Raw genomic sequence first — 12421 nt, 5'->3', positions numbered from 1 at the left:
CAGCGCCTTCTAAGACCCTCTTAGGTGTCGTTCACGCATGAGATCCCTGGCTTGCCCCGAGGTCCGGCCCCCAGCTCACTTGGTGTTGTCGCCCTGCGCCTGAAGCAGGCGCGCGAAGCCGTGGGCATGTCTCAGCGTGGCCTTGGCATCGCCGCTGGGTTCGACCCCACCGTCGCGTCGCCCAGGGTTAACCAATACGAGGCGGGCAAGCACACGCCGGACGTGCGCTCGCTGGAGTTGTTAGGGAAAGTGCTGGGCAAGCCCGTGCCGTTCTTCTATGCGTCCGACGATATCTTGGCGGAAGCGATCGACTTGCTCGCTCGAATGCCAATAAAGACCAGGAAAGAAGCGCTCAAGGCTCTGCGCGAGAGCATGGAAGCGAGTTGAGTTTGGAAAGCCGGCGAGCACTATTGGCCTGTCCGTCCTGAGCAGCACCCGGGAGACGGCTCTGTCTCGTTGATGTCAGTTGGACCTGTCGCTCTGAACGTTTGACCACAAAGAGAAAGGACTCCTCCATGAGCACACCCCAGGCTATTTTGCGCATTCTTGGCGCTATCCCGATGCCGGTCTCTCACAGCATGGCAGCCCTTATAGGAATCTGGCTGAGCTTAGGTATTCCACATCAGATAATCGTGGCGATGGTGATTGATCTGTTGATCGGGGGAGATGCAAGCCATTTGATTGATCAGAAAAAGCACGCGGATGCAGATTCGCTCGCGCAGGGCATTACGGACAAGACGGATACCGCAGCAGCGTTAAAGCTTGCCCTTTCAAGACACGCAATCGTTCAGCACTGGGCTCGTTGGGAACGAGTAGTGCGACGGATCAAAGAGCGTGCAGGCTCATTGACGCGCGACCAGCTCGCCGAGATTTATGAACGCTTCTGCGCTGGCGAGATGGATACCAGCGAAGACATCGACAGGATCCTAGACGCACTACTCCACCCTGTCGCGCAAGCGGGAAGCGATCGGCTTGGTGTTCCGCCAAGCGACCTTGGTGTCCGCTGAAGGCCTGAAATACTCCAAGACCAACGCATCCGCAGGCAGCGACTTGCTCCTTGCCGCGTAGGCCAAAAACGAAAGGACCACGGGCCTGTTCTCTTCCGACAGGAAGCGTAGTTCAGAGACATCCACGGGAAACTTCTGAGCGTATCCCAGTGCATTTAAGGCAATGCGCGCCATCAGCGACTTGTTTCGGTTCGCCATCCTAAAATAGCGAACGAAACTCGATAGGGGCAGAGACGAATGCATCGATCAATCCGCCCCTTGTTGTTGCGGCTCAGTCGGGAATGCACTCACCAGTTCCATCAACGCATGGCAGAGCCCCTCTTCTTTGTGCCAACTGCCATACTCGATGGGGAAGGACCCGCAGTTGCTGAAGAATGCGCCCACCATGATGCGGTTCTCGCTATGCAAGGCCAGCACCTCTGATAGGTCGACGGGATACTGTTCGGGATCGAAAAGAAAGTTGAGTGCTACACGAGCCATCACCCGCTGCTCTTCAGGCCAGCGGTTGGCCTCAATCACAAACAACGCGAAATCGCCTGGGTAGAGCATAGGTGGACTGGGTGTCGGGGCCCTCAACCTAGCCTCAGATCGTCTGGCGTCAAGATACGGAGCAAGCGCTTGGCGTGCCCACGGGGCGGTTAGCCGTTTTAAGACTGTCCAACAGCTGGCCGCGCCCCTTGATGCCCTGAGACACTACGGATATGCATCCAATCTTCCATATCACGGTCGACCAGATCCGCCGGCTCAATGATGGCCAAGCACGCGAGCTGATCGCCCGGCTCTCCCGCGCCCATCTCCAACGCGCAGGTCTGGACAGTTCCAGCGTGCAGTGGGGTGGCGACCAGCGCGCAGCGGATGGCGGTATAGATGTGCTGATCGAGCACTCGCCCGCGGTCGATATGGATGGCCCACTACGGCGCAGTGCCGGGATCATCCAGGTAAAGGCCGAAACGTTTGGTCCCGCCAAGATTGGACCTGAGATGGCTCCCAAGGGCGTCCTACGCCCGACCATCGCGGCGCTTGCGCCCCAACGCGGCACCTACCTAATCGCCTCGACTCGCGACGATCCCGCTGCCCCCGGAAAGCGCAAGCGCGTGGCGGCCATGGAGCAAGTGCTAAGCGACCATGGGTTCGCTGGACAGATCCATGTTGACTTTCTTGGGGCCAGAGAAGTCGCAGACTGGGTCGAGCAGTTCCCCCCGCTCGCCATTTGGCTTCGTCAAGCGATTGGCGATCCGCTGGTTGGCTGGAAAGGCTATGGACCCTGGGCCTACCATGAGGACGACGTCCAGGCAGCATTCGTTCTGAGTGACACACCTCGGGTGTTCGCTCCCGGCGCAACCGAGGCGATGACCGATGTGCAAGGTATCGATGCCATTCGCGCCGACCTGCACGCCGGGCGGTCAGTGCGACTGGTCGGATTGTCCGGCGTGGGTAAGACCCGCTTGGCGCAGGCGCTGTTCGATCCTCGTATCGAGACGAACACTCCAGCCCTATCGCCAGAGCGAGCTATCTATACCGACATTTCCGATCGGCCAGATCCTTCACCCGAGGCCATGACGGAGATCCTTCGGTCGACGCACGAACCTGCTGTATTGATCGTCGACAACTGCGGGCAGGAGACCCACAGCGCGCTTGTTGCGAAGAAGGGGCGGAACGCAAATACGCTTGGCCTTTTGACTATCGAATACGACATTCGCGACGACATTCCAGACGATACCCGCTGCTATCGGCTGGAAGGCTCCTCAGATGAGGCCCTGTGGTCCGTCTTGCACTCGCACTACCCAAATCTGTCCGGCCCGGATCTCACGACAGTTATTGCGGCGAGCCAAGGCAACGCCAGGCTCTCGTTCGCGCTGGCCTCCACCTCTCAACAGACTGGAGATCTCGCATCATTGCGCAGCGACGATCTTTTTAGACGGCTATTTGAACAAAAGCGTGGAGCTGGAGACGAACTGCTGCGGTGCGCCAAAGCAGCAAGCCTCATTTACTCTTTCAACGGCGAAGATCTCTCGGCCGGCTCAGAGATGACCCTCTTGTCGACATTTGCCCGCGTTTCGGCTGCGGACTTCCTGGCCTACATGGTCGAAATCCGCAGGCGCGGTTTGCTCCAAGAGCGCGGAAAGATGCGTGCCCTCCTGCCACATGCCGTGTCCAATCGCTTAGCCGCCGAGGCCCTCGAAGAGCTAAGTGCGGAGGATCTACAGGAGCGTCTGTTTCGCAGCGCACCGGCCCGCGTGCGGGCATCGTTTGCCAATCGCCTGAGTTATCTGCATTCGTCGCCTGACGCCCGGGCGATCGTCGCTAAATGGCTGGCGCCAACTGGGGATCTTGGGAACATCGGGACCCTCTCGCATCAAGACTTCCAGATCTTTCAGCGCGTCGCCGGCGTCGACCTGGCAGCAACGCTGGCCGCGATAGAACGCTTTTCTGAGCGTTCGCATTTAGGCCTTCGCAATGAGTATGAGATCGACAAGCTGGCGCAGATTACGCATTCCATCGCTTATGAGGCTCCCTATTTCGACCGATGTGTTGAAGTATTGCTGAAGTTGGCCCCCATGCAGCCAGTCAACCGAAACAGCGGCAAGCGAGGCCTGGAGCATCTAAAAGCGCTGTTCCAAGCCTACGGGTCCGGCACCCTAGCGCTCGCCCCTCAGCGCGCTGCGCATGTATCACGGCTACTGGCCTCTCGCGACCCCTCGGAACGCGAGATCGGCACAACGCTACTTGTTGAAGCGCTCAAAGTGCGGAACTTCCGCAATCATGGATCGTTCCAGTTTGGAGCACGCACGCGAACACAAGGGTGGCGACCGAGAGATGCGGCGGAGCATCGTGGTTGGTTTGAGGAGTTTCTAGTGCTTGCCGAGCCTCTTGCGATCCAGGACGATGAGGCTGGCCGCGCCATACGAACAGCGTTGGGCGGAACGATGCCGGGCTTTATCCGTGACCCGCTGTTAATGCGGCATTTGGAGCAACTGGCACCTCGCCTTCTGAAGATCGACGGCTGGCTTGCGAGTCTGAAGACGGCTAGGCTATTTCTGAAGCAGAAAGACCTGGACGTCCAGCTACGCGATCGCGCTCGTGAGTTCGAGCAGCTTGTGTCGCCCAAGGGCTTGCGTGACCAAGTGCTTGCCGCAATAGCAATGCGCGATCCGTTCGACTACGCGAAGGATGTCGAAGAAGATGCGGACCCCTATCAACGCGCCGCAAAACAAGCCGAGGCGCTCGGCCACCAGCTTGCGGCCGAGCCAACGCTGTTGCAGGAGTTGCTGCCCCGCTTGATCCACGGTGACGTCTACATTCAAGCCTTATCCATTGGCCGAGGCGTCGCCTCTGCCACCGCGGATGCGCAGACCCTGGTAGCGCAGGTCCGGTCCCAGATGCTGTCAGTTAGCGATCTACGATCACTGAGCCCGGCCTTTGTCAGCGGCCTGTTCTCCGGCTGGAACGACCGCGATCCGGCGCTGGCCACCCTGCTTCTTGATGAATCGCTCAACGACCCTGTTCTCGGCACATGGTTTACCTATTTGCAACTGAGCGTACCTTTGGATGCGCATGGCGCCGCGCGCATTCTGACCTCGATCGAGGTCGGACTCGCCCCAATAGCGAGCTATACGTCACTTGGACATGGCGGCGCTCTCAAGTCCATTTCCATCGCCGACGTTACTCGCATCCTTAATGCGCTTGCTCGCCTCGGTCCAGAAGGCGTCCATGTCGCCATAGATGTCTTGTCCATGGTTGTGTTTAGTGCAAACGAACGCGAGGCCTCGGAGCAGGCGGAACTGGCGGAGTTTTGTCGAAACTTTATGGCTCGGATTGACTGGCCGGCGACCGGTGACTTAGAGGACGGGCAAGATCATGAGATCTCGCAGATCATCGCCTTTGGAACGAAGCATTCGCAGGACTTCGAAGATGTGCGCCCATTGCTGCAGCGGGTCGTGAGCTATCGCGAGGACAGCTCGCAGTATGTCCCAGAGAACAAGGGGAACTATTTGTCACCTATCCTCCGACGACACCCACAAAAAGCTTTGGGCTATCTGTCGGAGCAGAGCACCGTGGACCTTCACCTCATCAGTGACATGGTGCTGAAAGCATGGGTCAGCGATGAGGTGGGGCAACCTCGCCCTGTGATGGAGGCCGATATGCTCGTCGATTGGTGCGCCGAGAAGCCGCACGAGCGTATGGCGTTCTGCGTCCAAATCTGCCCACTCGATGAGCCTGCAGACGGCACCATTTCAACTGCGGCGCGCCTCTATTCATTGGCGCCTAACAAGCCGGCCTTCATTGAAGGGATAGAGGAACGCTGTATGCACGGCGACAGCTCACAGGAAGAAATCCCGAACCTCACCGCAGGCATTCGTCTACTAGAGAGACTTCCTGTGCCTGGGGGTTCGCCGGAGGAGGCGCTGAATAAGCAGGCCATTGAAGGCTTGCGAAAACGCATCGACTGGTGGAACAAAATGCTCGGGCACACCGGCCGAGAGCGGGACGAAGGTTTCGAGTAGCGCGAGCCGATTTGCGCCATCTAAGGAAACGACGACCTCCGCATTATTTGCTGGGGAGCGGTCTTACGCACTCGTCCAGGCATCTGAGAGGAGCGCCCACCCTTGCAGGCTCGTCGCATCCCGCCGCGGCGCTTGGACATCCATATCAAGAACAGTGAACCGCCCCTGTTCCGCGACAGGCATCACATTACAGTCATGTCAATAACGACAGGTCTCTGTCGCCCCTGCGATTTTTTACTTTTTAACATTCTAGCGGCCAAGACCTTGAAGTGCGTTGGAAAAAGGACCTTGAGCATTGCCTCGAACTGTCTGCAGGAAAGGCCGACCCCGGTTGGCAGGCAGAGCACATTGAGCCGCTGGATACGCAGACCTAAGTGCTCGCCATCCTGACTTCGTTTCTGTAGCAGAGAAGGTGCGTGAGTGGATATTGGCGACCCCGGCCAAGGATGAAAAACAGGGCACGCAGAAAGCGCAATGACAACCTGACCTCAACAACAGGGCACTGGCTAGAACATCGAATTCGGCATATGGCAGAAGACGAATGGCCAGTCAGCCATGCAGTTGCTCTCATGCCTAAGGGCTTTGACTGCGATCGACTAATAGCAACCTGCCCAAGCTCTCGTATGGACGGGACGGGTGCTGCAGTTCAACAGACCATTTCGCGAAACGCACCACCGAGCGGTGGGCGTCAAAACTCGCATTCTGTCGACCATCAAGATCGAATGCGATGTAGTCGGTATCGAAGCCGCCTCCGTCCACATCACCACCAATGATTACTGGCCCAGCAGGCCCGACCGTCAGCGTGGCGGTTTGGTTGGCATCGCGCTGGGGAGTGGCGCCGTCCTCCACCGCTGGAAACCAGGTAAACGAAGAAGCGATCATCAAGCACCGTGGCATGCCGCTGCCAATCTTTATTAGCCGACCCGCGTAATCTCCCTCAAGCATGATGAAGCCTTTGGTCTCGGTTTGGTTGCCGAATACCACACGTAGTGCCCAGGAGTCCCTGAGCTTAAACAACTGACCAGGCAACATCTCTGATGGAAACTCCTCGCCGAACACTTCTGCTGGGATGCTCATAAATGTCCTAAGTTTTTTGAGTTGCACGAACCATCTGCAGCCCGCATGCCCGACAAGAGCAAAGTGGCATGGGAAATGCCGCCGCCAGTTGATAGACCATGGACAACATGGCACCTCCTAGCGTTGCAGGGATTCAATCAGCATTCCCCAATAGAGTTCTGCCGCCCCCTCCTGGGACAACTTCCGATCACGGTCTTGCGAGAAGCTCACCATTCCCATGTTCCTGAGGTAAAGCGTTTGATCGTCTGCCTGAACGGTCAGGCTCTCGTTCATGCTGTTGCTCTGGTGGGCGTGCCCATGGACGTAAGCAATGCCGCCAAGAAAACCGCCTGTATACACGGTGGCGCGGGCGACGTCCTTTCCATCTTTGTAGATCGAGGCAAAGAAACGACTAGCGTCGATGCGCCGAAAATCAATGTCGTAACCTGGGTTTCGAGCGGCCAGCTCCGTCAACGAGTTCTCGAAGTAACGTGCGATAAACTCGAACGTATCGGCCTGGAAGCGGTCTTTGTCTAACTGCGTAAACGACTTCGCCAAGCGCAAGTTGCTTGACCGCACGACAGCGGCTGACGCCGATGTCGTTGGAGCCGCACCGACCTGCAGCGCTGCGGCGAGCTTGGGTGCCGGCACGTCCGCCGGCGCCTTAGCTTGCTCCAAGCGCGCCGCCGCACCGCGAACCGCCTTCGCAACATGCAGAAAGGCTTCGTCGGTGTTCGGCCATTGGGTCACCGGTTTTCCGTCCAGAGGCGTGGCGTTGAGTTTTCCAAACGGCGCGGGGTGCCAGTCGCAGGGCCTTAGGATTACTGGAATGACGATAGCTGCGCCGGTTGCATGTCGTTCCATGGCCCGTTTCATTTCGATGTTGTAGCAGTAGTGGGAGGCGATGAAGTCCGGGCTCACGAGGAGCAGAATGATCTCGTCACCGTTGATTCGCTCATCGATAGCTTCATCGATATTTTCGCCAGCCCCGATCCGACGATCGTGCCAAGTTTCGATCACCCCCTGGTGTTTGAGCATGGAGAGCTGCTTTTCGAGCTGGTCCCGCAGCGCTTCGTCGGCGTGCGAGTAAGAAAAAAAGACGCTGGGCAAGATCTCTCTCCTTGCGATTGCCGTCGGCGAACCTTGATCATGGGGCCGGTGACGTCTGGGTTCCAGTGGTCTCGGGCAACAACAGCCCTGTTCGGATCTCGATGCCTTCTTTAGAGATAGTTCTCAGCACGCTGGTATCGATGTCATAGATTGCGATCAGAGTGTCGTTGGCCGAGACGATGTAGCCCCGAGCTTCCCGCTTGTCTCCGCGCCATAACTCGGAGCGACGCTCCAGCGTCTTAGAAGCGATGCGTGCTCGCGCCTTGTTGGCCATGCCCTTCCCCGCGGACACCCCTATCCCGACCGGCAGTATGCCAAGCACGAGCATGGCCACGCCGATGGCGCCGACGAATGCCAATGCCAACCCCGATGCAATACTCGACATGATGAGCTCTTGTATCCACCTGCGACGCCGCTTCAACCAAGCGCGGAGGGGCGCTTCACGTTTAACCGGGACCCGCGACAGCCAGATGGCTACTGTGACACTCAGGAAGATGATTACCGCGCCTTCCCATGGCAGCGCGGCAAGCAAATCCGTTCCCAGCAAGATGATCGCCTGGTAGCCAAGAAGTATCTTCCATTCTGACGCTTGCGAAAACAGATCCGAGTCGAGCCCGAGCGCCTCCAAATAGGTCGCGTGAGCGACATGTCCGATGAGGTGGAGACAGAATCCCACCAGCGTGGCAATCGCCAGCAACGTGGCTAATATTGAGCTCAAACTAGTGAGGGTGCGCAAAGGCTGTTCTGTTTCGTCGCTTTTGGCACCGGATTTCTGGTTATTCATAGGATCCTAAGTAGACGTTAGGTCGATGTCGGCCTCAACTCCGTCGTCTGCAGTCGAATACATCCCCGTCTCATCTAATGAGACCGCACCGAATTTCGACATACGGTCACCGGATACAGTCGCATCCAGGCCCCAGTCCGGGCTTCCACCACGGAGTAGACAGCACAAATCAACGTAAAGCTAGACGGCACAAATCGCTGCGAGGCAAGCGTTTCTGAGCCATATATATTCGTGGCTCTCGGATAGGAGCTCCTCATTAGCGCCCTAGCCCACAGGCTGCCTGGTCGCCTCACGGTGCCGGTAGGTGTCGGCCACGAAGTCGATGAACGCCACCGCCGAGGAAACCGCCAGCCGAGCATGCCGCGGCTGCAGGCCTCGATGCTTCCCATCGCGCCCATGGCCAGACCCATACAACCCGCGCAACTGGGCCAGGTTGTTCGTGAGCTGGGTTAGGTTGCGCAGGATGAGGCGGATGTTCTCGGCGCCCTTGGCCTCGTCGGAAATACCTTCAGGAACCAACTGGATCTCCTTGACCAGGAGTTTGGTCAGATCATTGAGGTCCACGCCCCTGGCGAACGCCACCCCGCGTTCGGTCAGGATGGTCTTACAGCACGATTCAACTAAATCCTTGGCCGTGCCGATGGCCAACTCCGGATCGGTGTCGATCGAGCGCTCTAGGCGCTCGATGGCCTTAGCCATCCAACCCGCGCTCAGTGCATCGGCCACCGTGCGGGCACGCGACACCGCACGGCCGCCCTGATGGTCGAGCTGGCGGTAGGTGAAGCGGGGCCGGCCACCGATGAGTTCTTCCTCGATTATTTCCCAACCGGCAGGTCGCAACTGGTTATTGTAGTGCGACACCACCTTGGCAGCATCGTCGCGCTCGGGGCGCACCACCGGGTGGACAGTTTCACAAAGAAAACGCAAGAAGCCTTCTGTCGAGCCATCCATCAGGCCGAAGCGCTTATCAGAGAATATCCAGCCTGCATCCCAATCGTCGTTGTTGATGCAGTGCTGCCAAATATCCCCGGCGGCATCCTTAAAGCGGGTGTCGTGCGACGGCAGCTTCTCCAGGTCGTAAAGGCGGCTCAGGAACTCGACATCGTCTAACTGCCCCCGCCAAGACACGTTCTCCAGGCGCAGGCCGTCGACAATGTTCGCCCGAACCTCGCGCGGCAAGCTAGAGCTTTCCGCTCGCCAGTCCTTAGCTTGTGTTCGTCGGGGCATGATCTTGGCGGAATACCAGTCCTGGGTTTCCGGCTCTACGACGGTCTTGAGCCGGGCCGTGATTTGCTCTTCGATTTGCGCTCGACGGGAGCCCAGACGGGCGTAATCCACCGGGGGCACGTCGAAGTAGACATCCCAAATGTTCGTCCCCCCGTTCCAGTTGTCATAGCCGGTTTGCTCAGTCCTTGCCGGATAGGCTCTTACAAAGTGCGCAGCGTCGTTCATGCCTTCTGCCACCAGCAAATCGTGGACGGTCCCCAACACTGCTTCCAGCTCAGTCGTGTCCATGCCCTCTCCTCGCCTTTTCCTCGGTCACCCGCAGTATTGATCGACGACGGTAAGCGGCTAATGTCGCGGCGATTGAGAACCCGCTCCCTAGCACCCCCGTCGTCAGCCGGCGAAAGCTCATGTTCATAGAAGCGCCTCGTCCGGCCGCAGGACCGAAGCCTTTTTTCGACCTTTTAGTTCAGCCACTTGCCAACCTCGGAGTTAGCCTTAGCCTCCGGGTATGGAACTCAATAAACCGCCAACCGATTCCGATAGCGAGGAGCCGCTCCCGCGTTACCTAGTAATCATGATCAAGATGCAGCCCTGGGTTAATGCAATCGGTGCATTAGTAGTGGTTGCTGGCGCTACATATCTGCTCACTCACTAGATCCAAGCAAACTGAAAGGGGCGTAAAAGAATGCGGCGGCAATCATCAACCAGATGACTATCCCAAAGCCATCGGCAAGCCGATCTTTTAAGGCGCGCTTATTCGGCTTTGCTCTGCGGTAAAGGTTGAGAGACAAGATCAACTTGTAGATAGCGACCAGGGACGCCGCAAAACCGCTGGCAAAAGCGATCTGTTGATCCGGAGTCAAAAGCCTAAGCATGTCGAACATGTCGCCTTAGGGACCTCGCTGACGTCAGGGGTGAAGTATTTTCTTGTCCACAAGTGCCGCATCGAACTGTCCTTGTGCATAACTTGCAAGGACAACTGCCGGCTCAAAACGCCGAAGGGCCTCCACGCGATCCGGCATGGTTTTGACCTCGGCAATATGGATGTAGTGGGTCTCTAGCACCGGCACCTGCTGCTTGCGGGCGTGGCCCGTCAACATCGCGATGACATTGATGTCCACCTCCGCCTCGGTGAGCTTCGTGGAAAGCGTGTGCCGGAAAGCGTGGAACGCCACACCCTTCTCCATGCCGAAGGTCTTGAGGTAAGCCGCGAACTGCCTCGATAGCTGGCGCCCATAACCTGTGCCATTCGGCTTGCCCGATTTGCTGGTCCCCGCCGGCAGGTGGGGAAACAGGCGCGGATGGCCAGCCCTACGCATGTCCTCGACGAACTCCAGGAACCCGGCATCGAGGAGGGGTTGCGCCAGTGGGACGAAACGGATGGACGATTGCGTTTTGATCTTCTGCGCCCGAGCGTTCTTCCAGAAGAAGACGCCCCAAACCCCCTTCACCTGACGAACATCGTCAAGGTAGAGCTGCGCGACCTCATTTACCCGAGCATCGGTATACAAGCCGAGCATGGGCCCCCACCAGCGATGCGGTAGGTCCTCAGCCCACGGCAGAAAGCGGGATGGATCGAAGATTTGCTGAAGCTCTTGATCGGTAAACGGCCGGCCAGTGTCCAGATCCGTCGAGGTATCGATCTCGGGCCCCATGCCCTTCAATGGAGACTTGGCAATCAAGTTGGTATCGACCAACCCATTGAAGAACACACTGAGCCGCTGTCGGTGCTTGTTGAGGGTATGCGTCGAGGGGGCGGGGACATCCTCGGCCTTGCCCCGCTCGATGATCTCGTGGATAGACAAGCCTTTGTAGGCGGGTTTCACGGTGGCATTAGCCGGCCACCAGCGCACTCCATTCCAAAAGAACCGAATGTGCGGCGCCTTGATCTTGTCGACTGGAACATCCCCGGCCAATGCCAAGAAGAGGCGCAGCGTGTGCTTGCTTTCGGTGATGGTGTCCGGCGATAACTTGCGTCGCTCCAGATCAGCGATGTGATTGGCGATCTCTGCGGACAGCAAGGGCGCGGACGAAATAGGTGCCGGAGCCGATGACTGGACGAATACTGGGGCGGTGGCCCGCCCCTCCGCTGCGAGAATCGCAGCCTCGAACACCTTCAGGAAATCGGCGGTGTCTTCCGGCCCGCTTGTAGTGACCGTGCCGAAGTCGACTTTGCCGACCTTCAAGCCGGTGGCCGTCCAGTCGCGGACAGACCCGTCGTCCGCAGCCTGCTGGGCTCCTTCCAAAAGCTTCTTGAAAGTCGACCATCCTGGGCCCCCGACGCAGCGCATCGAACGCCTCAGAGAGTGCCATAGCACAGTAGGCGGCCGCCAGCCGGGCATGGTCGCCGCGGCGTCCACCAAGGGATTGGACAATGAAGCGCGAGCCTACGCAGGCCCGAAGATCGACGGGCACTAGGAAGCGGACATAGAGCCCCGAAGGACGCACCAGCAACGCTGGCTTTGGCATAAACGATACCTAAAACGATACCCAGGGGAAGTCGTTTCAGGAATCACTGCCTATCCGAAAAAGCCTTGAAAACCAGCGATTTAGACATCGCGGCCAATCGGAATGGAGCGGGTGATGGGAATCGAACCCACGCTAGCAGCTTGGGAAGCTGCAGTTCTACCATTGAACTACACCCGCTTGCGAGCAGTTTATAGCGCCTGCCGCGCGGGTGGCAAACCCGGGGGCCGGTGGCGCCATGGCGCGGGGTCGGCGCCCTGCCCGCC

General features: G+C 58.4%; 10 protein-coding genes, 1 tRNA gene and 1 pseudogene. 3 read left to right on the top strand and 9 right to left on the bottom strand.

The window, feature by feature from the left end; translation table 11 throughout:
- The first annotated feature begins 24 nt into the window (after nucleotides 1–24).
- Nucleotides 25–387 carry a helix-turn-helix domain-containing protein gene (locus tag AC6CH2_RS13560; RefSeq protein WP_235592203.1) on the top strand — a complete coding sequence of 121 codons (363 nt, stop codon included), beginning with the start codon at nucleotides 25–27 and terminating at the stop codon, nucleotides 385–387.
- A 128-nt stretch (nucleotides 388–515) separates the two neighbouring features.
- Nucleotides 516–1007, top strand: a complete 492-nt coding sequence (locus AC6CH2_RS13555; RefSeq protein WP_498269683.1) for a hypothetical protein — start codon at nucleotides 516–518, stop codon at nucleotides 1005–1007.
- Nucleotides 1008–1253: 246 nt separating this feature from the next.
- Here AC6CH2_RS13555 and AC6CH2_RS13550 read toward each other — a convergent pair whose 3' ends face one another.
- Complete coding sequence (locus AC6CH2_RS13550; RefSeq protein WP_498269682.1) at nucleotides 1254–1556, bottom strand: hypothetical protein; 303 nt, start codon at nucleotides 1554–1556, stop codon at nucleotides 1254–1256.
- A 152-nt stretch (nucleotides 1557–1708) separates the two neighbouring features.
- Between AC6CH2_RS13550 and AC6CH2_RS13545 the strand changes: the two genes are divergently transcribed.
- Nucleotides 1709–5512 carry a hypothetical protein gene (locus AC6CH2_RS13545; RefSeq protein WP_498269681.1) on the top strand — a complete coding sequence of 1268 codons (3804 nt, stop codon included), beginning with the start codon at nucleotides 1709–1711 and terminating at the stop codon, nucleotides 5510–5512.
- A gap of 573 nt (nucleotides 5513–6085) precedes the next feature.
- Here AC6CH2_RS13545 and AC6CH2_RS13540 read toward each other — a convergent pair.
- The 8 genes and pseudogenes from AC6CH2_RS13540 to AC6CH2_RS13505 form a co-directional block, all read right to left on the bottom strand.
- Nucleotides 6086–6589, bottom strand: a complete 504-nt coding sequence (locus AC6CH2_RS13540) for a hypothetical protein (protein ID WP_036106857.1) — start codon at nucleotides 6587–6589, stop codon at nucleotides 6086–6088.
- A gap of 117 nt (nucleotides 6590–6706) precedes the next feature.
- Complete coding sequence (locus AC6CH2_RS13535; protein WP_036106854.1) at nucleotides 6707–7678, bottom strand: toll/interleukin-1 receptor domain-containing protein; 972 nt, start codon at nucleotides 7676–7678, stop codon at nucleotides 6707–6709.
- A 37-nt stretch (nucleotides 7679–7715) separates the two neighbouring features.
- Nucleotides 7716–8462, bottom strand: coding sequence for a hypothetical protein (locus tag AC6CH2_RS13530; RefSeq protein WP_498269680.1), 747 nt, complete (start codon nucleotides 8460–8462; stop codon nucleotides 7716–7718).
- A 264-nt stretch (nucleotides 8463–8726) separates the two neighbouring features.
- The gene (locus tag AC6CH2_RS13525) at nucleotides 8727–9977 is read right to left on the bottom strand and encodes an abortive infection family protein (protein WP_498269679.1); all 1251 of its coding nucleotides are present in this window, start codon (nucleotides 9975–9977) and stop codon (nucleotides 8727–8729) included.
- Between the two features lie 356 nt (nucleotides 9978–10333).
- Nucleotides 10334–10573, bottom strand: coding sequence for a hypothetical protein (locus AC6CH2_RS13520; RefSeq protein WP_498269678.1), 240 nt, complete (start codon nucleotides 10571–10573; stop codon nucleotides 10334–10336).
- 24 nt (nucleotides 10574–10597) lie between these two features.
- Entirely contained in the window at nucleotides 10598–11935 is a 1338-nt protein-coding gene (locus AC6CH2_RS13515; RefSeq protein WP_498269677.1) for a site-specific integrase, read from the bottom strand.
- A gap of 43 nt (nucleotides 11936–11978) precedes the next feature.
- Nucleotides 11979–12158: pseudogene (locus AC6CH2_RS13510) on the bottom strand (DUF6538 domain-containing protein); the annotation flags it as partial.
- A 103-nt stretch (nucleotides 12159–12261) separates the two neighbouring features.
- Nucleotides 12262–12335: transfer RNA gene (locus AC6CH2_RS13505), tRNA-Gly, on the bottom strand.
- Nucleotides 12336–12421 lie beyond the last annotated feature (86 nt).

The organism is Lysobacter sp. GQ73 (assembly GCF_059758755.1).
The sequence above is the reverse complement of the archived record's forward strand: the minus strand, read 5'-3'. Positions and strand labels throughout refer to the sequence as shown.

Coding starts and splice junctions, on each gene's coding strand:
- AC6CH2_RS13555 (WP_498269683.1), top strand. CDS start 516: ATGAGCACACCCCAGGCTATTTTGCGCATTCTTGGCGCTATCCCGATG.
- AC6CH2_RS13550 (WP_498269682.1), bottom strand. CDS start 1,556: ATGCTCTACCCAGGCGATTTCGCGTTGTTTGTGATTGAGGCCAACCGC.
- AC6CH2_RS13545 (WP_498269681.1), top strand. CDS start 1,709: ATGCATCCAATCTTCCATATCACGGTCGACCAGATCCGCCGGCTCAAT.
- AC6CH2_RS13540 (WP_036106857.1), bottom strand. CDS start 6,589: ATGAGCATCCCAGCAGAAGTGTTCGGCGAGGAGTTTCCATCAGAGATG.
- AC6CH2_RS13530 (WP_498269680.1), bottom strand. CDS start 8,462: ATGAATAACCAGAAATCCGGTGCCAAAAGCGACGAAACAGAACAGCCT.
- AC6CH2_RS13525 (WP_498269679.1), bottom strand. CDS start 9,977: ATGGACACGACTGAGCTGGAAGCAGTGTTGGGGACCGTCCACGATTTG.
- AC6CH2_RS13520 (WP_498269678.1), bottom strand. CDS start 10,573: ATGTTCGACATGCTTAGGCTTTTGACTCCGGATCAACAGATCGCTTTT.